Here is a 19,245-nt window from a genome sequence, read left to right as displayed (position 1 = left end):
TCCTTTTTGGACGGGCGGGACGCCCATCCCACAATAACAATTAAAATTGTAAGTTATTTAATTCGCGATCCTAACTGACGCACGCTACTTAACGTAAATCACGCTCAATACTTAATCCGTGTATCCGTGTCAATCCGTGTCGTGCCTGCCTTCTTCTCTAACAGTTTAGAAAGTAAAGCTGGTTCGCAAAACTCCCACCCATGTTGTACCGTTATCCTTGTTATGATCTGTATTGGTAATAACATAAACCCCAGGAGTAACGCTGATAAAGTCACTTACCTGGATGCGGTACAGAGCTTCTACGTGAAGAGAAGTAGCATTGTCTTTGTTTTCTTTAATATCGTTGCGAGTCGTCTTTGGGGGGACGCCAACAATCAGCCCGCCGACATTGCCTTCGGAGAACAAATCTGGGAATGCAAAAGTCACTCCACCGTTCCAAATTTGGGCCTTGGCATCGCCGCCGGACAACTGCTGAGCGTCTACGTATCCCGCCCACCCTGAAAGCGCAAATCGAGACGAGGGGCGCCAGCTTGCTTGAAGGCCGAAATGGTTGCCTCTTGTGGCACTTTGATTGAATGGTTGATTGGCGTTATTGCTACCCGTGCCGAGAGAAAGGTCAACATCATTTTTGCGGGAGTAGCTTCGCACGTAACTTAACGCTAAATCGAGCTCGGAACTTGGCGAATATGTTAATTGAGCGATCGCCCCGTAGCTGCCGTTAAAAAGTCCGTTACCCTCTGTAAAGTCAGCGGCGGTATTTGTCAGATAGGTCAAAGTTAGATTCAGTCGGTCGCTCAATTGATGATTGATGGCAATTCCCGTTTCTCCGGGAGTGTTGTAAATAGCGGGGTTGAACGCTCCAAACCGAGAAACTGCGCCTTGAGCTGCACTATCAAAATAAGGGTTGATTAAAGGAGCTACATCATCAGAAGTAAGTCCTTTTGCCCCTATTTCAACATTAGTGCGACTGCCGATGAGGAACTGATAGCTGAGTTTATCGAGGGTGATTTCAGATCCGCCATCCCCGTCAAAGTTGGTGCGAGTCATGGGAGTGCCGGTAGGGCGATCGTACCGAGCATTATTTCTCGCTTGCAAGCGCGTTCTCAAACGGTCAGTTCCAGTAAAGCTAGTATCGAAATTTAAGCGTACCCGATACCCAAGGTTTGCAGTAGTTTTGTCATCACCCACAGCACCTTTTCCGAAGGTATCGCTAACGGCAAAAATGGTTTCTCCATCGAGTGTAGTAGTTGTCGAAAACTGATTTGCTTCGAGTTCGCTCGTCCGCGCTTCTAAGGCATCCACTCGACCGCGCAAGCTCGCTAATTCGGCGGCAAATTCTTCTTGCAAGCGTTGCAGTACGGCTAAGTCTTCTTGGGTAACAAAGTTAGCTGGCAAGGAGCCAATTAGCTTGGTAACTTGGTCTAAGCAAGCGTTCAAACCTGCGGCGAATTCGTATCGAGTTAATGCTCGGTTGCCGCGATAGGTTCCGTCTGGATATCCCGCGATGCAGCCGTAGCGTTCCACGAGGGATTGCAGGGCTTGGAAAGCCCAATCTGTGGGTCGCACGTCGGATAGCTGAGATACTGATGTCACCTGATTCATAGAGGCGGCATCTGGCGATCGAGCTGCGGTTTCTGCTGGAGTCAGGGGATTTTTTTCTGCCCGGGTTCCTGGGGTTTCAGATTGCTTTAACTCGCTGGCAATGACTGGCGGCGCGGGGGGATTTGATGTTGCTGTTAATGGGCTTTCTGAGGTGTCTGCTGTAGCGCCAGAGTGGCCTGTTTCCGGGGGCGTGACCACTGATACTGCTTGAGTCGGCGCGTCTGTTTCTGCGGCAAGCTGATGCTGGGTTTCCGAAAGTGCGATCGGCTCTTGCGCCTCAGGAATTGGCACCTGCACGGCAGTTGTTTCTGCTGCAAAGACCGTGTTTTTTACCACCAATAAATTACTAAAGAAAGCGAGGCAAAACCAGAAACTTTTCCCAAAAACTATTGACATTGTTGCTCCTACCATATAAATGAAAAACCTTGTTTCTGGTCACGGCAGTTTGAACAGGTTTTACTTGACGAAAACCCTCCCTCGGCAACACTTATTTCACAACCCAACTTTTGAGTTTTATAATCAAGTTGGCGTTGAAATTCATAAAATCCACAATCCGCACTCTTTCAGGATAGGCGGACATCTCTGTTTTGCTTTGGTATCGCTCCTAGGCACCCTCGGAACCCTAGAAGAGTTCGTGGAAAATAATTTTTAACGGCGGATGGACTCTGATGGATGTTTTATGTTAGTGCAGAACATTGAGCCGTGTCAAGTCTCTGAAGAGAGCCGATCGCACAGAACGATGACAATTTATGGCAACGCAACTAAGCTGTCGCGCATTTAAATTGTATATTCAGGGCGGGCGGGACGCCCACCCCACAAGACTTTGATTTTTTTTGACATACAATTTAAATGCAGAAAAGCTTACAAAGGATATTACCAATTACCGATTAGTCGTTACCCACGATCGATTCCCGGTTACCGTCAATCACTTCGCCCGCGATCGCCGCAATTTCCTGAGATTCAAATTATTTAACAGATCCTTCTACTTCTTGGGCGATCGACCAACCGCACAAACCCAATGCCCATATTAAAAGTCACGAATGCAAACTAATATCAATTTAAAATATAGCAATCCTTGCAGGAGTCATAAATTTTTTACCCCACCCCAACCCTCCCCGCGGCTTCGGGGAGGGAGTAAGAAATTCACAAATGATTTAGGATCGCTATATCTGTGTCACTACTTTTGTGAATTGGTATAAAGTTGGAGAAGATATTGTTCAATAAACCGAGTTTCTCAAAATCTTGTTAAAAAATCAGCCCTAAAAAAAGAAACTCTTACCTATTGACTTTTTTTGAATTTTTGTGGTATATTTTAGATAATGGGAGTGGTAGCTTGAATTTAAATTTTGCCACCACTCCCATTATTTAATTGTACTTTATTGAATGCTGAGAGTCAAGCTTTTAACCCTAAAAAAAAAGGAATTTTTTTTGATTAATTCAACAAAAATTAATCGAAGCTCATTATCAATTCTCCGTTACCGTCAATTACTTTGCCGATCGCCCAAGCACCAATTCCCTGAGATTCAAACCATTTAACAGCCTGTTCTACTTCCCTGGGAGCGACCAACAGCACAAACCCAATCCCCATATTAAAAGTATTGAACATATCTGCTGTGGCAACTTGGCCCGCTTCAGAAATCCACTGGAAAATTGGCAAATTTGACCAGCTATTGCTGTCAATTTTCACAGATTGATTGGCTGCCAAACAGCGGGGCAAATTTTCCGGCAAACCGCCGCCTGTAATGTGAGCCATGCCGTGAATTTCTAAACCGCTCTTAATGGCTTCGAGGACGGGTTTCACATAAATTTTAGTCGGAGTTAGCAGGACTTCTCCTAAACTTTTGCCGCCTAACTGTTCTGGTTGGGAATGCCAATCAAAACCTCGATCGCCCGCAATTTTTCTCACCAAACTAAAACCGTTGCTGTGCACGCCCGAACTTGCCAGTCCCACAGCCACATCTCCCACCTGCACCCGCGAACCGTCCAACAATAGGCTCTTTTCGACAATACCCACGCAAAACCCCGCCAAATCGTACTCACCCGCTTGGTAAAAACCGGGCATTTCCGCCGTTTCCCCTCCTAGCAAAGCACAGCCGGCTTGCTTGCAACCGTCAGCAATCCCGGCTACCACGGCAGCTAATTGTTCGGGATTTAACTTTCCCGTCGCTAAATAATCGAGAAAAAAGAGGGGTTCGGCCCCGGAGGTCAGCACGTCGTTGACGCACATCGCCACCAAGTCGATACCTACCGTGTCGTGCCGATCGAGATTGTGGGCCAATTTCAACTTAGTCCCAACGCCGTCAGTACCCGAAACCATCACCGGCTCTTTTAAACCCTCCGGGACGCTGAAAAACCCGCTAAACCCGCCGAATCCGCCCAAAACTCCCGATCGGTGGGTGCTCTTGACCATACTCCCGATGCGCGAGACAAAAGCTCTGCCCGCCTCAACATCCACACCTGCTTCTCGATAATCCATAAGTCCGCCAAATCGATTTCTAATTTTTAGTTTATTCCCATAACAGTTGACAAACAGCTTTTTTAAGACTAGCCATTCGGCCGCCCAAAAAATAGAATAAATTTTTGTAAAGTTTTGTAAAGTTTTCGGGAATCGCTCAAACGGCTGTAAGCACTGCAACTAAAGCATTTTATGATAGAGAGTTCTGAGAAGAGTTGATGAGGATTTGGTGAAAATTGCGATCGCAGCGATCCCCAACCGCAAAAGTTTGTGGTAGTCTGTTGCAGTTCGTGAACAACACACAAATTGCGGATCGAGTATGAGTTGTCAAGTGTCAGGGAAGTTTCAGCCAAATTTTTTTGGGGCTGAAGCATTAAAGCAAAAACGCACCCCGATACTTTGCTTTGACTCACGGGGGAATGGCGAAGGGCAAGAGAGAAATCCTTGAGGCCCGCCGCCAAACGGCCAATCCTCCAATCTCGGTTGGCAATGGCTCTTCACAAAAATGGACGTATGAAGGAAAAATTTGTTGGTGGTCTACTCGCTGTCCTGTTAGTTCCTGTGGTAGGAACGGCATCCTCTTGTCACGCACAAGCAACAAGTGCTGGCAAGCAAAACTCTCAGGCTTCCAAGCAAGTAATTTCCACCCAACCGTCCCCGCAGTTAAACGCGACTCGGGTTGAAGCACAAAAAGTCGGACAGTATCAGTACCAAGCAAGAGCTGACATTGACCGAGACTCGATCGCCAAAATTCAGCCCCACGAGTTAGGCGGGCGACAAGCAGCGACAGTCTACGTGCGAAACATTCCAGTCATCACATTTCTGAACGCTAGTCCGGAAACAAACACCAAAATCTCAGAAACTGGCGACAGCAAAGTCGGTGCTAGCAGTTCGATGCAAGTAGAGGGCGCCAAAGAAAATCCCAAAGTTGGAAACATTGCCAGCAAATCCAACAACCAAGAACCCGATGCGGTGTGGCGGGCATCGAGCTTAGCAGCAAGACTCAACCAGCTAGCCCGCAACAACATCGATCCGAACAGCATTACCGTTAAGTGGGAAAAAGGCGATCGCTACATTATCCAGGCAAACGGCGAGGACTTGGTAAACATCAACGCCGAAACCATCCTCCCCGACACCACCAGGGACTTTAGCCGAGACGCCCTGCAAGCAACCAATCGCCTCCGCCGACTCCTAGGCAACGCCCCACCCCTGGAAGAAGTCGCAGGCAAACCCCAACCAGAACCCCCCGTGCTGTCTCTGGGCCCGGTTCAAGTGCGGCTCAGCGGCTGGGCTTCCTGGTACGGCCCAGGCTTTAACGGCAACCTCAGCGCCAGCGGCGAGCGTTTTAACCAAAATGATTTGACGGCAGCCCACCGCCACTTGCCCTTCGGAACTAGAGTCATGGTGAGAAATCTCGACAACGGCCGCACCGTCATTGTCCGCATTAATGACCGCGGCCCCTATGTGGGCGATCGGCTCATTGACTTGTCCGCCCGCGCCGCCAGCGTGCTGGGAATGATGAGCAGCGGCGTTGCGAGAGTCGAAATCGAAGTGATCGAACCGCAGCAGCAAACAACTGTTGGACGGTGAACGGTACTCTCAGGCAGAATACTTTTAAAGTTATCCGAAGTGTAGAAGGCAGAAAGTAGAATAAAACTGACATCTTGCACCATTGTTAGCAACAGGCAAGATGCCTGTTCCACAAAGAGTGAATTTCTTGTGGGCCGTTGCTCCTAGCCCAGAAAAGGCTTATTGAGTAGGGTGCAACATTTCAGATAAAACTGACATCTTGCACCATTCTTTGTGGAACAGGCATCTTGCCTGTTCTTGAGTGTGGTGCAAGAGGTCAGATCGAACAAATTCTGACAAATAAGTTCTGTATTCTGCCGAATGCCTTCAGGAGATTCTAGCGGTGCGCCTGTTTACTACCATTGCAGCACTTCGCTGCTACTTAAATTCACAAAAGTCTGCTGCACCTCATTTGACAGTCGGTTTGGTGCCGACGATGGGAGCTTTGCACGCAGGACATCTGAGCTTGATCCAGCGGGCAAGGCAAGAAAATGCGATCGTCGCCGTCAGCATTTTTGTCAACCCGCTGCAATTTGGGCCAACAGAAGATTTTCAAGATTATCCTCGGAATCAAGAGCAAGACCGGCTGTTGTGCGAACAAGCTGGGGTTGATGTCATTTTTGCTCCCTCAGCAACCGAAATGTTCGGCAACCAAGCGGTCGATTCCCTACGGGATAGCTTCGCCGCGCGTACAGAAACAGAGAAAACCGCCCAAAAACAGATAGAGATTGACCTTTCATCCTTAACTCAAGTAGTGCCGCCGCCGGCGATGACATCGGTTTTATGCGGCAAGTCGAGACCTGGTCATTTTCAGGGCGTCGCGGTAATTGTGACTAAACTTTTGAGTTTGGTGCAGCCGACAAAAGCTTATTTCGGTCAGAAAGATGCCCAGCAGCTAGCAATGATTCGGAAGCTGGCCTTTGATTTTAACTTGCCTGTAGAGATTGTCGCAGGTCCGATCGTCCGCGAAGAGTCGGGACTGGCAATGAGTTCTCGCAATCAGTATTTAACAGTAGAGCAAAAACAGCAAGCCTCCGTACTCTACCGCGCGCTGCAACAAGCCTCGGAAACTTTTGCTTCAGGGGACCGCACCGCAGCGGCCGCACTCGCTGCCGCGCGCGCTGCAGTCGCAGTCGAACCCGCAGTCGAGCTCGAATACGCGGAACTCGTCGATCCCGACACTTTAACGCCCTTGCAGGTTGTGGAAACAGCGGGACTTTTAGCCGTGGCAGCCAGAGTCGGCTCTACTCGCTTGATTGACAATATAATTCTCAGGAACCGCCGGCCAATTGTGGCGATCGACGGCCCGGCGGGAGCTGGCAAATCTACTGTAACTCGCCTTGCAGCAACAGCTCTGAACTTGTTTTATCTGGATACCGGCGCGATGTATCGGGCCCTGACTTGGCTGGCATTGAAAACAGGCACGCCGATTTCCGACGAATGGGCGATCGCCGAATTAGTCAGTTCCAGCTATTTGGAATACAACCTCGATCCCGCATCAAAGATGTTGAAGATTAACGGGGAAGAGGTAACCGAGGCAATTCGCAGTTTGGAAGTGACATCCCGCGTCTCGGAAATGGCGGCGATTCCGGCCGTGCGGCAGTTTCTGGTGGAGGAACAGCGGCGCTGCGGCACAAAAGGCGGAATTGTAGCAGAAGGCCGCGATATCGGCACTAACGTGTTTCCCGATGCGGAACTGAAGATTTTTTTGACGGCTTCTGTACAAGAGCGATCGCGCCGGCGGCTATTAGAACTTAAAGACACCGATCGGGCTAATATTAGCTTGGCACAGTTGGAACAAGACATCGCCCTACGGGACGAAAAGGACAGCACCCGCGAGGTTGCACCTTTGCGCAAAGCGCCCGATGCTGTGGAAATTCAAACAGACAATCTGACTGTTGCGGAAGTTATCGATCGGATTGTCGGCTTGTACAAACAGAGAATCGGTTCTAAAAGTTAATTTTAGGACTGGCGGGCGATCGATCGCCCCTGATATCAAATCCGGTTAAACTCACATCTTGCACCCTTCTCAAGAACAGGCAAGATGCCTGTTCCCCAAGAAAATTTATCTTTTGTGGAACAGGCCGGAAAGCCTGTTGCTGACAAGGGTGCAACATCTCAGGTTAAACCAACTTGCAGTGTCCGGTAGGGACGCGGGTCGATGCGGGCCCAGGCCCTAAGAATATAACGTGCCGTTAACCGGATTTGAGCGCCGTTCCCCGGCGGCTGGGCAAAAATTTCAACCATCCCCCGTTTTCATGGGTTAGGGGATTTCTTGCACACAAATCTTAAATTTTTTTATCCGGGCGGACTTCCCCGCGATCGGTCATTTGCAGTAGCATCTTTAGGTGCCATCAAATTTAAGACGATCTTTTAACAATACTTCGGACAGTTTCACGGCCCGCGCATAGGTAGCTAGAAACCCGGTTTCTACGAGTTTTGCGGCGAGTCACGATAAATCTACGAAGAAACCAAACCGGGTTTAGCTTTTGCGACAAGTCCGCACAATTGAAATTAGGTTTTGAGATTGTAGTCAGCGCTGTCCTGTGCCAGCATATTGCCCTGGAACCCTTATTCTACTGTTGGCAATCAAAAACTTTCCGAAGTATTGTTCTAAAGTTGATTAACTTGATATCAACATAAAATCTAAAATTAACTGTGCAAGGTGTGAAGGAGAGAATGACGTGACAAAAAAGAAAGTCCTGTTGAGGCGGCGAAAAACTTTAATCATTGCTTTTATGGTCGCCACAGCAAGTTTTTTGCTGGGTGTGACGTTGCCGATTAACTTGCGGGCAAATCAGCCATTGAAACCGACTCAGGCGCAAGTCTTGACCGTATCCCAGTCGCAAGAACAAAAGCCGATCTCCAATATTAATCAGTTCAAACAGGCGATCGCCCATCGAGTTGAATTTTCCCAACAGGCTCTAGCCCAATTGCAGGGAATGCGCTTTCAATCAACCGTACCGGATCAGTTTCAAGGTACAACCCTTCGTGAGGCGAAACTCGACTCCCAGCACAAGGCGATCGCCCTGACATTTGACGACGGCCCCTGGCCGAAAACAACTACACAAATCCTAGATATTCTCAAGGAAAACAATATTAAGGGTACATTCTTCTGGGTAGGAAGATACCTGCAAACTTATCCCGAAATTGGCAAACAGGTCGCAGCCGCCGGTCACGCGATCGGCAACCACACTTGGAACCACAAATACCTTAAGTATAACGAAGACGGTGCCGCTCGCGAGATCGATCGCACTTCATCCTTAATTGAGGAGTTGACCGGCATCCAAACATCGATGTTCCGCCCGCCAGGAGGCATTTTAAACAATGGATTGGCAGCTTACGCTCAAAAGAAAAATTATTCAGTTGTGATGTGGTCTGCTGATTCTTTTGATTGGCGGACTCTTACGGAATCTTTGATGGACAACGTGATGAGGCAGGCAAAATCCGGGGGCATTGTGCTGATGCACGACGGCGGCGGCAATCGAGCGAGAACAGTAAAAGCTTTACCTGATATTATTGCTCGATTGAAAAAGGAAGGGTACATTTTCGTAACAGTTCCCGAGTTATTGCGGATGCAAGAACAAGAGTTAAAACGCCAGGAAACAGCACAAAAATAACAATTTGGAAAAGTGGGACTTTACACCATTTTTCCATTTTTTTTGTAGGTCGATTGCTCGATTTTTCAGAACAATGGCTATCTTGGGCTACACAAATCGATCGACAATCGCTAGGCTATAACAGAGCATCAGTTCGATCGCGAGTCGATCGCGTACCAGCCATGACCCAAAGTCTCAGTGCGACAGGGTTGCCCCCCGCCTTCCCGGATCGCACCCAACTCCCCGAATCAGACGGCACGTTCGTGAAGAACTTCCAACAACATCCCCAGAGTATCCTGCTGACCGACTCCCTAGAAACCACACTGCAAACGCTTCACCCCGACGGACAATATGCGATCGGGCAAGATAGTGGCATATACTGGCGCGAAACCGACCCACCCGAACGCGGAGCCGAAGCCCCTGACTGGTTCTACGTCCCCAACGTTCCGCCTTTGTTAGACGGAGAAATTCGCCGCTCTTACGTGCTGTGGCGCGAGTATATGGTGCCCATAATTGCGATCGAGTTAGCCAGTGGCGATGGTTCCGAAGAACGCGACAACACCCCCTTATCTCGATCGCCAGAAGGTTAATCGCAGTTATAAAATTAATACAGAGACGGCTGTGGTCATCGCTACCTCCCGCCATCGCGTACACCAAACCGCGCCGATATTGATGCCGGACGGTATTATCGGGTTCGAGGGCAAGGTAATCTTCCGGGCTAAACCCAGACGGGATGGCAATCATAGCGTTAGAGGAAAAATCGATACCTTAATGGTAGCCATCAGAATTTCGCCGGGGTACTGCCACCATAGCCCGGTAGGGTTTGGTGGCATGGGGGATAGGCGGGTTGCTGGAGGGACGGAAGCGACCAATTAATCTTTGTCATCACGTTTAATCTTACTTTTGAGACTGCGAATGTATTCTCTGAGTACATCTGTCTGATTTCTTCCTTCCTGTTGGCAGTATGCTTGCAATGTTTCTAACTCTTGCTCTGGCAGTCTAAAGGTGATAGCTTTCATAGGTTCACTTTGTATTGCTATATGCAGTATAGTAGCAATATGCTAATCACCTACCAGTACAAGCTGTGCCCTACTCCTGAACAGGCGTCCACGATGGAAGTCTGGGGAGAGTTACTGCGTAGACATTACAATTACGCACTGGCTCAAAGGCTGGATTGGCTACGCCGCACTCGATGTCAGATTGACCGATGCAGTATTGTGTCTGAACCGATAGGTGATATTCCTGACAAAGTTGACTACTACACTCAAGCATCGGAGTTACCCCAAACCAAAGAATTGTTTCCTGAGTACAAAAATATCTATGCCGATTGCCAACAACAGAACTTAATGAGGTTAGATAAGGCTTGGAAACGTTGGTTGATTCCTGACAACAAAGGCAAACGTGGTGGGCGTCCTCGGTTTAAGAAACGGGGTGACATTTGCTCGTTTACCTTTCCACGAGTCAACTGCCAAAAAGCCGGAGCGCATCTAGTTGGGAACATCCTCAAGTTGTCAAAAATTGGCGAGATTGAAGTTATCCTGCATCGTCCAATCCCGGACGGGTTCACGATTAAGCAGGCTACCTTAGTCAGGAAAGCTGATGGGTGGTATGCGAGTTTGTCGCTGGAAGATGGGACTGTTCCTGACCCGCTACCAGTCGATGAAATCAAGAATGCAGTCGGCATAGATGTAGGTTTAGAGAAGTTTTTGGCGACCTCAGACGGGCAAGCGGTAGAGATTCCGCAGTTTTACCGTTCGTCTCAACAGCAATTAGCTCGTCATCAACGGCAACTGGCACGGATGGAAAGGGGTTGCAAAAACCACCAACGACAATCCAATAAGGTTGCTCGTCTCCACCTGCATGTTGCCAGACAGAGAAAAGAGTTTCATTATCAAGTTGCACATTGGTTGTGTGACCAGTACGACTTGATAGCGTTTGAGAACCTGAACATTAAGGGCTTGGCAAGAACCCGACTCGCCAAGTCGATATTGGATGCAGCCTGGGGAAGTTTCCTGAATATCCTGCAAGCAGTTGCGGTAAAACGCGGTAAGTGGGCAATTGGAGATGACCCTAGAGGAACCAGTATCGAATGTTCTGGTTGTAGTGAGCGGGTCGAGAAAACACTCAAGGATAGAGTTCATAATTGTCCTCATTGTGGATTGATTATCGACCGAGACTGGAACTCTGGAATAAACATTTTAAATCGGGCAAAAAGGACGCTTGGACTAGCGTTTGCTGGCTGCGGAGGATACTTGGGTACAAGTCCTATGAGGCAGCAACTCTCAATTGCGAAATTGGGAAGCCCCCACCATAATCGTAAGATTTGGTGGGGGAGGATGTCACATTACCAATTTAGGCTGGAATCTAACGGCAAATTTTGCAACTGAGAATTCACCCAATTAGCCGCCGCCAAACCCGATCGCAAAGCACCCTCTATTTGACCTTCCCCGCACAAATCCCCCGCACAAACCAGCGGCAAAGTCCCCTCCGCCGCCAAACAAGAAACAGGCAAAGGGTTTCGACAAAAAGCATAGCGCCAGCGGTGAACCTGCAACCATTCCGGCTGTTTCAGCCAAGGGATTAAATATTCAGAAGTGCGATCGAGCAATTCCTGACCGACAGTTTCCAAATCAACAGCTTCTAAATAGCGTTCTGCAAAAATTGCGCTGCTGTGAACCACAAACACCGGCTGCTGCGGATCGAGCCGCTTGCTGCTGTCCCAGCCAATCCAAGCTAAATCTGCATTATCGGGAAAAGAAACAGATTTCCACTGCGGATTTAGATTGCTTAAATCTTGCTGTTTTGCCGCAGAATAGCCAGCCATAACCGTAATGCAAGGGTCGTACTCCACAGAACGCAATTTGTCAAGAAAATCAGATGGCAAACCGATATCAGCATCCAAAAACATTAAAGCTTGAGGAGCAGGAATTGCCACAACCACAGCCTTAGCAATCAATTCTTGAGGTATCTCTAAATTGTCGTCGGTAACTTCCAGAGAAAGATGCCACATTTGACTGTCGGTACGAGAAATAGCTTTGACGCGGCGGCCGTACCAAATATCTAAATCCTCAGCCAGGTATTTACCAATAGCATTCATACCAGCAGGTGCGACATAACAAGAACTAGGAATAGAGAACATTTCTCCTTGTCGGAATTCTCCCACACTATCTGTCCAGAGTTTGAGGATGTGGCGATCGACCAAAACCTCAATTAACCCCTGCACCGCATCTCCCTGCGGTTCCAAATAGCGAGCCCCGTGATCGGCCCTAGTACCCTGTACGCGGCGGGTAGCGACTCGTCCCCCCGCGCCGCGAGATTTCTCAACAACCGCCACAGCATAACCAGCTTGACGCAACCGTTGAGCGCAACTGGATCCCGCCATACCCGCACCAATCACCGCAACATCGAACATAATTGAACTTCCAGATACATTACTTACCGGACTTTTTATAGGAAATAAGCCTTGAGCTGATTTCTTAACTTGCCATTAATTTGCGATAGCAACTAGCCGTGATTTAATCAGGGTGAAAAACCTCGCTAACATTAGACTGAAGTTGATAAAAAATGTGTTGATTTCTTCCTGGTATTCTAGGTAAAAATGAAATTTTTGATGAAAACCTTTAAATAAATACCAGTTAAGGATAATCTTCCCTGACGGAGCCAGCCTTTGGTGAAAATCCCTCAATTGCTGACTGGGATTTAGTAAATGTTCCATCACATCTCAACAAATAATCGCCTCGAAAGCTTCCGTCGGAGATACTTCAAGAGAACAGGATATTTTGTCAATCAAGCCTAACTTAGCAGCTCGGCTTTGAACAAAATTGCAATTTATGGGGTTAAGATCGCCATAGACTACTTGTTCTACTTGAGGACAAATAGCTGCTGCAATAGCATAAGTGCCAATACCGCCGCCACAATCTAAAACTCGATCGGCCGCCCTATCTGATATTAATGTTAAAGTGCCTTTTATGTAACCCTGATTGGACATATGCCAAGATCCCAGGTCAAACAGGTAAGCTTGTCCGACTCGATCGCGATAAAACTCGCTAGCTTTTTCCCAAACAAAATCCCGATGACCTATTTTTTTTAGGGATTGTTGACCGAGGGCAAGCTTTTGTTCAATTTTTTCTAAATTGGAGTTTAAAAAATCCTGTAGATCCTGCTTGAGATTGAAAATATCTTGCCAATATCCCTGCCCAAAAAACGGTGCGACAGAAGAAGACATTATTTACATTGTTCTAAAAAAACCAAATTAATTATAGGATTAACTGACATTTTTGAACAGAAGTACACTAAATTATTTTTCCTTTGTTTATAGCCAATAAAATAGTGGGTATTCAGGGCGACGGTTTGACTCCTCAAGCTGCGGGGTTGCAGACGTACCGAGGGGTTCCGGGTTTGCTGTCGGGCATCTAAATTGTATTTTTAGGGCGGGCGGGACACTCCAAACTTGACTCTAAAATTTAGATGCGCGTCCGCTTATCAATGTAGCTGCTGAGGTTATGGCTTCTAGCAGTCGGATATTCTGTGCAAAGCCTGTCGATCGTCCTGCGCCAGGTAGTAGAATAAGGGCTGGCACGAATCCATGATTAAGACCAGATAAAAAAATGCCACTGTAGGTAAATCCTAAATCCCACTGGTTGTCAACCAGCAGCAATCTAAAATCTAAAATCTAAAATCTAAAATCGTATACGGGAGGGCAAAATTTTGGACGAACTCAGAGCAGCACTAGAATTGGCAACAGAAGAAGAATTGCAACAACTAACAGAACTTCTGTTCAGCCGCAAGTTTAACCCTTTAGATTACGTGCAAACCCCCGCACCCCTAGACGTACAAAGCCGCGATCGCCAAGCATGGCTAGACGCCGTAGAGCAGCGGTTTCGCTATCTTGCAGCCGACGGGTTGACGGTACTCAGAGGGCGAACCGAACAAGTAACTTACAGACAAGCACTAATTCAAGTTTGCCACTATCTCAAAATCCTTTATCCCAAACAGTTGTCAACCACCGACTTAGAGGCCGAAGTATTTCTGCACTTAATGGGCCGCGCCTGGAAGGGTTTGCCGGCCGACGAACAGCAAGCGCTGACAGTGCGCGTACAGCGAGCCATCGTTGAGTCCAAACTCTCAGAACCCCTGCCAATTTCTGCGGAAAAAGACCCGCTCGGTTTGCTGTTCAAAGGCGGCAGCGCTTTAGCTGTCAGTTCCATCTTAAAACCAATGTTGCTTAAATTGATGGCAAATCAATTTGCGCTGCATTTTGCCACCTATGAAATGGCAAAACAAGCCGTGGTTACAGGGACTGCAACCGCAGCAACCCAGTTTCAAAATTATGTCGCAATTCAGACAGCGCGGCGCGGTATGGCTGTGAGTGCCGCTCGTTACGGTGCGACGCGCAGCGTGTTCTCGTTTCTCGGCCCGGTGATGTGGACTTGGTTTTTTGCGGATTTGGGTTGGCGATCGATTTCCACGAACTACGGCCGGATTATCCCGACCATTTTTGCCTTAGCTCAAATTCGATTAACGCGATCGGAATGCGTTTGGCAACTAGCTTAACGATTGTAGATTGTAGATTTTAGATGTGAGATTGGGAGTGTGGGTGAATATCAAAAATCGGTTGAAATTAGCTGCCCAACTGACAGGCGAAAATCTCAAGTCTTGCCTCCAAAAACATCCCGATCGCCGCCTGCAAATCCCTTGGAATTTCGCTCAAGTGGGGATGCTGATTTTTCCTTTAATTCCGATTTTGGGAGCTTTAGGTGTATTCCTGGGATTGGCCGGCACTTGCAAGCAAAAGTTCCGTCAAATTAGTCGCCGCCCGCTGAATCGAGGATTTGCAATTCTGAGCGCGCTGCTAGTCATCACAGCGGTTTTTGCCAACAACCGCATCGAGGCTTTTTTAGGGTTGTACAATTTCTTGCCGTTCTTTCTATTGTTTGCAACTTTCAGCAGTTTAATTCAAACTCTGCCTCAATTGCGGCACTTGTCTTGGATGATTGTAATTAGTTCAATTCCCGTGATAATTTTAGGTCTGGGACAGCAATTTTTAGGTTGGAGCGGCATCGATCAATTGCAGCCTGTTTTTGGCTGGGTACTCGAACCGAAAGGCAATCCCCCCGGCCGGATGGCTTCTGTGTTTATGTACGCTAATATTTTAGCTTGCTATCTGACAATTGCTTTTATTCTAGCACTGGGACTGTGGATCGAAGGCTTCGCAAGGAAGAAGGAAGGCACGACACGGATTTTGACACGGATACACGGATTAATTATTGAGCAAAACTCGGGAGTCAGGAGTCAGGAGTCAGAAGGAAGAGGTTCCAGGGAAGAAGGAATATTAATGCCCAATGCCCAATGCCCAATGCCCAATGCCCAATGCCCAATGCCCAATGCCCAATTCCTATTTTTAAGTTTTGCAGCGATCGGAAATGCTGTTGCTTTAATTTTTACTAATTCTCGCAATGCTTGGGGGCTGGCAGTTTTGGCAGTTTTGGCTTTTGCATTTTATTCGGGTTATAAAAAATTATTAGCTGCGGCTTTTAGTGTGGCTAGCACAGTTTTTTTGTCTGCTTTTGGCCCCGAACCTTTACGGCAGTATTTGCGAATAATTGTCCCTGCTTTCTTTTGGGCTAGACTCACCGACGAGATGTTCCCAAATCGGCCGACAGCTACTTTGAGAACTACTCAGTGGGAATTTGCTTGGTCGATGACTCAGCAGCGTCCTTGGACTGGTTGGGGATTGCGAAATTTTACGCCTCTCTATCAAGCTCAGATGCAAGAATGGCTGGGTCATCCTCACAGTTTGATACTGATGTTGACTGCGGAAACGGGAATACCCGCAACGCTTTTGTTGTTTAGTTTAGTTGGCTGGGTTTTGGCTAGGGGTGTTTTACTGCTGGCGAATTGGCCGCTTTTTCCTGCGGATATCAAACACGAGCAAATAGCCACACAGGAAGTAGCGGAAAATGCTTTATATCTCAATCAAAAATCTATAACTAATAGCAACAATCAGGTAGTTTGTCAAGAGGTAAGAGCGACCGATCGCCTAATTTTTTTCAGTTATTTATTAGCCTTCGTCGCCTGTACGCTATTTAACACTGTAGACGTGACGCTGTTTGATTTCCGACTCAATACTACAAGCTGGTTGCTGTTAGCCGCAATTTGCGGAGTCAGCCAGAGGGAATAGGGCATCGGGCATCGGGCATCGGGCATCGGGCATCGGGCATCGGGCATTGGAGGCAGAGCCGGGAAGGTTATTGATAACAAATAACAAATAACCAATCACAACTGCTAACAGTCAACAGTCAACAGTCAACAGTCAACAGTCAACTGCCAACTGCCAACTGCCAACTGAATTTTTTTATTCTACCGTCACCGACTTCGCCAAATTGCGCGGCTGATCCACATCCAAACCCCGACGCGCCGCAATGTGATAAGCCAACAATTGCAGCGGAATCACTGTCACAATCGGCGACAACAATTCATCCACCAAAGGCACCGGCAAAACGTAGTCAAAAATATCGGCTTCCGCCACACCTTGCTTCGGCGTCACGCCAATTAAACGGGCGTCGCGGGCCTTGGCTTCCTGAGCGTTGGAAAGCACCTTTTCGTAGACGCTACCGGGCATGGCGATCGCCACTACAGGCACTTTCGCATCCAAAAGAGCGATCGGGCCGTGTTTCATCTCTCCCGCCGGATATCCTTCGGCGTGAATGTAGCTAATTTCCTTCAGTTTCAGCGCCCCTTCCAAAGCAATCGGAAAGTTAATACCCCGCCCCACAAAGATAAAATCTTGGGTTTCCGTGAACTGGTGGGACAATTCTTCCACATACTGTTCTTGAATCTCCAAAAACTTCTCAATTTCCGCCGGCAACTGGCGCAAACCCGTAATAATTTCTGCCAATCTCTCAGTGCTGATTGTTTGCCGCTGGTGCGCCAAATCCAAAGCTAAGAAATAGAATGCCATCAACTGAGTCACAAAAGTTTTAGTCGCAGCAACGCCGACTTCTATACCGGCGTGGGTATTGATCACGTGCGGCATCATGTGGGCGATCGAACTTTCAGTCCTGTTAGTAATGCCTAACATTCTCGCCCGGAATTTATCGGTAAAACCCGCGCGGCGCTGCTGTTCCATCCCCAAAGCAGCCAGCGTGTCCGCCGTTTCTCCCGACTGAGTTACCCCAATAGTTAAAGTATTTGCTGTCAGCGGTGCCGGTGCGTAGCGGTACTCAGAAGCGTACTGCACCGCAGTGGGAATATTAGCTAATTGTTCCAACAAATATTTGCCAATTAGCGAGGCGTGCCAGCTCGTTCCGCAGGCGAGAATTGAAATTTGTTCGACATCGGCGCAAAGTTCCTTGGGCAAGTTGAGATTGATGGGAGAGCGCGGATTTTCCGGCTGCCACTCGCTGTCTAAATAAGCCTCCAAACAAGCTCGGACTACGGCTGGCTGTTCATAAATCTCCTTGTGCATGAAGTGTTTGAAGCCTTGTTTTTCGACTAAAACCGGACTCCAACCAAGGATGCGCGGGCTTTTTTTCAGCCTTTCCCCTGTAAAGCTGTAAACTTCCACTCCCATCGAAGTTAGCCTTGCCAATTCGCCATTTTCTAAGGACAAAACTGTGCGGGTGTGAGATACTAAGGCCGGCGTGTCGGAAGCGCAGAAAAATTCGCCAGCACCAAAGCCAATCACCAAAGGAGCTTGCTGTCTGGCGACAATTATTTCCTCTGGAAAATCTGCACAGATAACGGCGATCGCAAAGGCTCCTTCTAATTTATTTACCGCCTTTAAAACAGTTTCCAAAAACGATAAATCAGCAATTTTCTCTGTTTTTTTATCTTTTTCTTCTTGCTTCTTGCTTCTTGCTTCTTGCAAAAATTCAGCTATTAAATGAGGAATAACTTCTGTATCTGTATCCGAGACAAATTTATGTCCCTTTGCTTTCAATTCTTTCCGCAACTCGCGATAATTTTCGACAATTCCATTTTGAACTACTGCAACTCGGCCGCTATTATCCAGGTGAGGATGAGCGTTATATTCCTCTGGTTTGCCGTGAGTTGCCCAGCGGGTGTGCCCGATGCCGATGGGAGCCAGAGAGTCTATCTCTGCTAGCTTTTCCCGGAGGCTGTGCAATTTGCCCTTTGCTCGGATGCAGGTAATTTCTCCTTCGGAGATGGTAGCAAGGCCCGCTGAATCGTAGCCCCGGTATTCTAGTTTCTCCAATCCTGCTAGCAAAATCTCGCTTGCTGCTTGCGTGCCGATATAGCCAACGATTCCGCACATTTAACGTACTACTCCTGCTTAGCGATCGCAATAAAACTCAAGTTTTATCATTTTTACCTTCTTCGGGCCCCAGAATGCAGATTCCGCGACAAAAAAAGAGGGGGCAATTTAATCGCCCCCTCTCTTGTGCCCCTAATTTGAGCGGCGTGTCGATCGATTTTTAGTAAGCTAGACCCATACTGCGAGTGGTTTCTGCTCCCAGGTAAACCCGGATGCTCAGAAAATCGGTGGGGCAAGCAGTTTCGCAACGCTTGCAGCCTACACAGTCTTCGGTGCGGGGAGATGAGGCAATCTGAGCTGCTTTGCAGCCATCCCAGGGCACCATCTCCAAAACGTCAGTCGGACAAGCCCGGACGCACTGAGTGCAGCCGATGCAGGTATCGTAAATTTTGACTGAATGAGACATTGAATAAAGGCTCCCAACGAGTCACTAAAAATTTGCTGGCTCTGCGAATTAACAGATTTGACGGCGAGGTGACACCGCTATAGCCTGCACAGAGAATTAAAGGTTAGTCTACCGCAGTGCCTGGAAGCACTTCGCGAAAAAGCGACAAAACTTCACAGTTATTCACGCTGGGACTCTGATAGAACCCATTTGGGATGTAAATCATTCGCCAACCGTTTGAGCATCAGCCCGTTGACATCCTCACCGGCAAACAAGGCGCAGTGATTCCCAAACCTCACGATTTAGGTTTCTGTTTCATAGCAACTGCCTCTACCCACAAGGAGTTTTATGGTCTTAT

The 19,245-nt window shown here is 48.0% G+C and carries 15 protein-coding genes and 2 pseudogenes; 8 read left to right on the top strand and 9 right to left on the bottom strand.

The genetic code is table 11. The features are described from left to right. Positions 1-165 precede the first annotated feature (165 nt). The 4 genes and pseudogenes from QUB61_RS31705 to QUB61_RS31695 form a co-directional block, all read right to left on the bottom strand. Positions 166-1,998, bottom strand: a complete 1,833-nt coding sequence (locus QUB61_RS31705) for an iron uptake porin (RefSeq protein WP_333133999.1) — start codon at positions 1,996-1,998, stop codon at positions 166-168. 8 nt (positions 1,999-2,006) lie between these two features. Further along, positions 2,007-2,135: pseudogene (locus QUB61_RS40185) on the bottom strand (hypothetical protein); the annotation flags it as partial. 914 nt (positions 2,136-3,049) lie between these two features. Beyond that, positions 3,050-4,078 (bottom strand): phosphoribosylformylglycinamidine cyclo-ligase, encoded by a 1,029-nt coding sequence (gene purM / locus QUB61_RS31700; protein WP_333134001.1) that lies wholly within the window; start codon positions 4,076-4,078, stop codon positions 3,050-3,052. A 68-nt stretch (positions 4,079-4,146) separates the two neighbouring features. Beyond that, entirely contained in the window at positions 4,147-4,470 is a 324-nt protein-coding gene (locus QUB61_RS31695) for a hypothetical protein (RefSeq protein WP_333134003.1), read from the bottom strand. Between the two features lie 100 nt (positions 4,471-4,570). Between QUB61_RS31695 and QUB61_RS31690 the strand changes: the two genes are divergently transcribed. From QUB61_RS31690 to QUB61_RS31670, 5 genes and pseudogenes are all read left to right on the top strand, one after another. Further along, positions 4,571-5,647, top strand: coding sequence for a septal ring lytic transglycosylase RlpA family protein (locus tag QUB61_RS31690; protein ID WP_333134005.1), 1,077 nt, complete (start codon positions 4,571-4,573; stop codon positions 5,645-5,647). Between the two features lie 322 nt (positions 5,648-5,969). Then, positions 5,970-7,586: a bifunctional pantoate--beta-alanine ligase/(d)CMP kinase gene (locus QUB61_RS31685; protein ID WP_333134007.1), complete on the top strand. Its 1,617-nt coding sequence runs from the start codon at positions 5,970-5,972 to the stop codon at positions 7,584-7,586. 724 nt (positions 7,587-8,310) lie between these two features. Then, on the top strand, positions 8,311-9,246 hold the full coding sequence (locus tag QUB61_RS31680; RefSeq protein ID WP_333134009.1) for a polysaccharide deacetylase family protein: 936 nt from the start codon (positions 8,311-8,313) through the stop codon (positions 9,244-9,246). 161 nt (positions 9,247-9,407) lie between these two features. Beyond that, a pseudogene (locus QUB61_RS31675) lies at positions 9,408-9,812 on the top strand (Uma2 family endonuclease); the annotation flags it as partial. Then, the gene (locus tag QUB61_RS31670) at positions 9,763-10,101 is read left to right on the top strand and encodes a hypothetical protein (RefSeq protein ID WP_333134011.1); all 339 of its coding nucleotides are present in this window, start codon (positions 9,763-9,765) and stop codon (positions 10,099-10,101) included. The pseudogene QUB61_RS31675 and the gene QUB61_RS31670, both read left to right, overlap by 50 nt. On the opposite strand, the gene QUB61_RS31665 is transcribed toward QUB61_RS31670, so the two are convergent. Continuing rightward, positions 10,098-10,244 (bottom strand): ribbon-helix-helix protein, CopG family, encoded by a 147-nt coding sequence (locus QUB61_RS31665; protein WP_333134013.1) that lies wholly within the window; start codon positions 10,242-10,244, stop codon positions 10,098-10,100. The genes QUB61_RS31670 and QUB61_RS31665 overlap by 4 nt on opposite strands. 39 nt (positions 10,245-10,283) lie before the next feature. On the opposite strand from QUB61_RS31665, the gene QUB61_RS31660 reads away from it, so the two are divergent. Continuing rightward, positions 10,284-11,612, top strand: coding sequence for a transposase (locus QUB61_RS31660; protein WP_333134015.1), 1,329 nt, complete (start codon positions 10,284-10,286; stop codon positions 11,610-11,612). Here the strand turns inward: QUB61_RS31660 and QUB61_RS31655 are convergent. Together QUB61_RS31655 and QUB61_RS31650 are read right to left on the bottom strand one after the other, a co-directional pair. Continuing rightward, a complete protein-coding gene (locus QUB61_RS31655) occupies positions 11,570-12,637 on the bottom strand; it encodes an FAD-dependent oxidoreductase (protein WP_333134017.1) in 1,068 nt (355 codons plus the stop codon). The genes QUB61_RS31660 and QUB61_RS31655 overlap by 43 nt on opposite strands. A gap of 309 nt (positions 12,638-12,946) precedes the next feature. Continuing rightward, positions 12,947-13,450: a class I SAM-dependent methyltransferase gene (locus tag QUB61_RS31650; protein ID WP_333134019.1), complete on the bottom strand. Its 504-nt coding sequence runs from the start codon at positions 13,448-13,450 to the stop codon at positions 12,947-12,949. A 482-nt stretch (positions 13,451-13,932) separates the two neighbouring features. Between QUB61_RS31650 and QUB61_RS31645 the strand changes: the two genes are divergently transcribed. Together QUB61_RS31645 and QUB61_RS31640 are read left to right on the top strand one after the other, a co-directional pair. Beyond that, positions 13,933-14,778, top strand: coding sequence for a YaaW family protein (locus QUB61_RS31645; protein ID WP_333134021.1), 846 nt, complete (start codon positions 13,933-13,935; stop codon positions 14,776-14,778). 43 nt (positions 14,779-14,821) lie between these two features. Continuing rightward, positions 14,822-16,405, top strand: a complete 1,584-nt coding sequence (locus tag QUB61_RS31640) for an O-antigen ligase family protein (RefSeq protein WP_333134025.1) — start codon at positions 14,822-14,824, stop codon at positions 16,403-16,405. A gap of 174 nt (positions 16,406-16,579) precedes the next feature. On the opposite strand, the gene glmS is transcribed toward QUB61_RS31640, so the two are convergent. Together glmS and psaC are read right to left on the bottom strand one after the other, a co-directional pair. Continuing rightward, entirely contained in the window at positions 16,580-18,502 is a 1,923-nt protein-coding gene (glmS, locus tag QUB61_RS31635) for a glutamine--fructose-6-phosphate transaminase (isomerizing) (protein WP_333134023.1), read from the bottom strand. Between the two features lie 160 nt (positions 18,503-18,662). Beyond that, positions 18,663-18,908, bottom strand: a complete 246-nt coding sequence (gene psaC / locus QUB61_RS31630) for a photosystem I iron-sulfur center protein PsaC (RefSeq protein WP_015175986.1) — start codon at positions 18,906-18,908, stop codon at positions 18,663-18,665. Positions 18,909-19,245: the final 337 nt, after the last annotated feature.

The organism is Microcoleus sp. C2D2, from assembly GCF_036702495.1.
Taxonomy (GTDB): domain Bacteria; phylum Cyanobacteriota; class Cyanobacteriia; order Cyanobacteriales; family Microcoleaceae; genus Microcoleus.
Note: the sequence above shows the minus strand (reverse complement) of the source record. Positions and strands in the feature narration are given on the sequence as shown.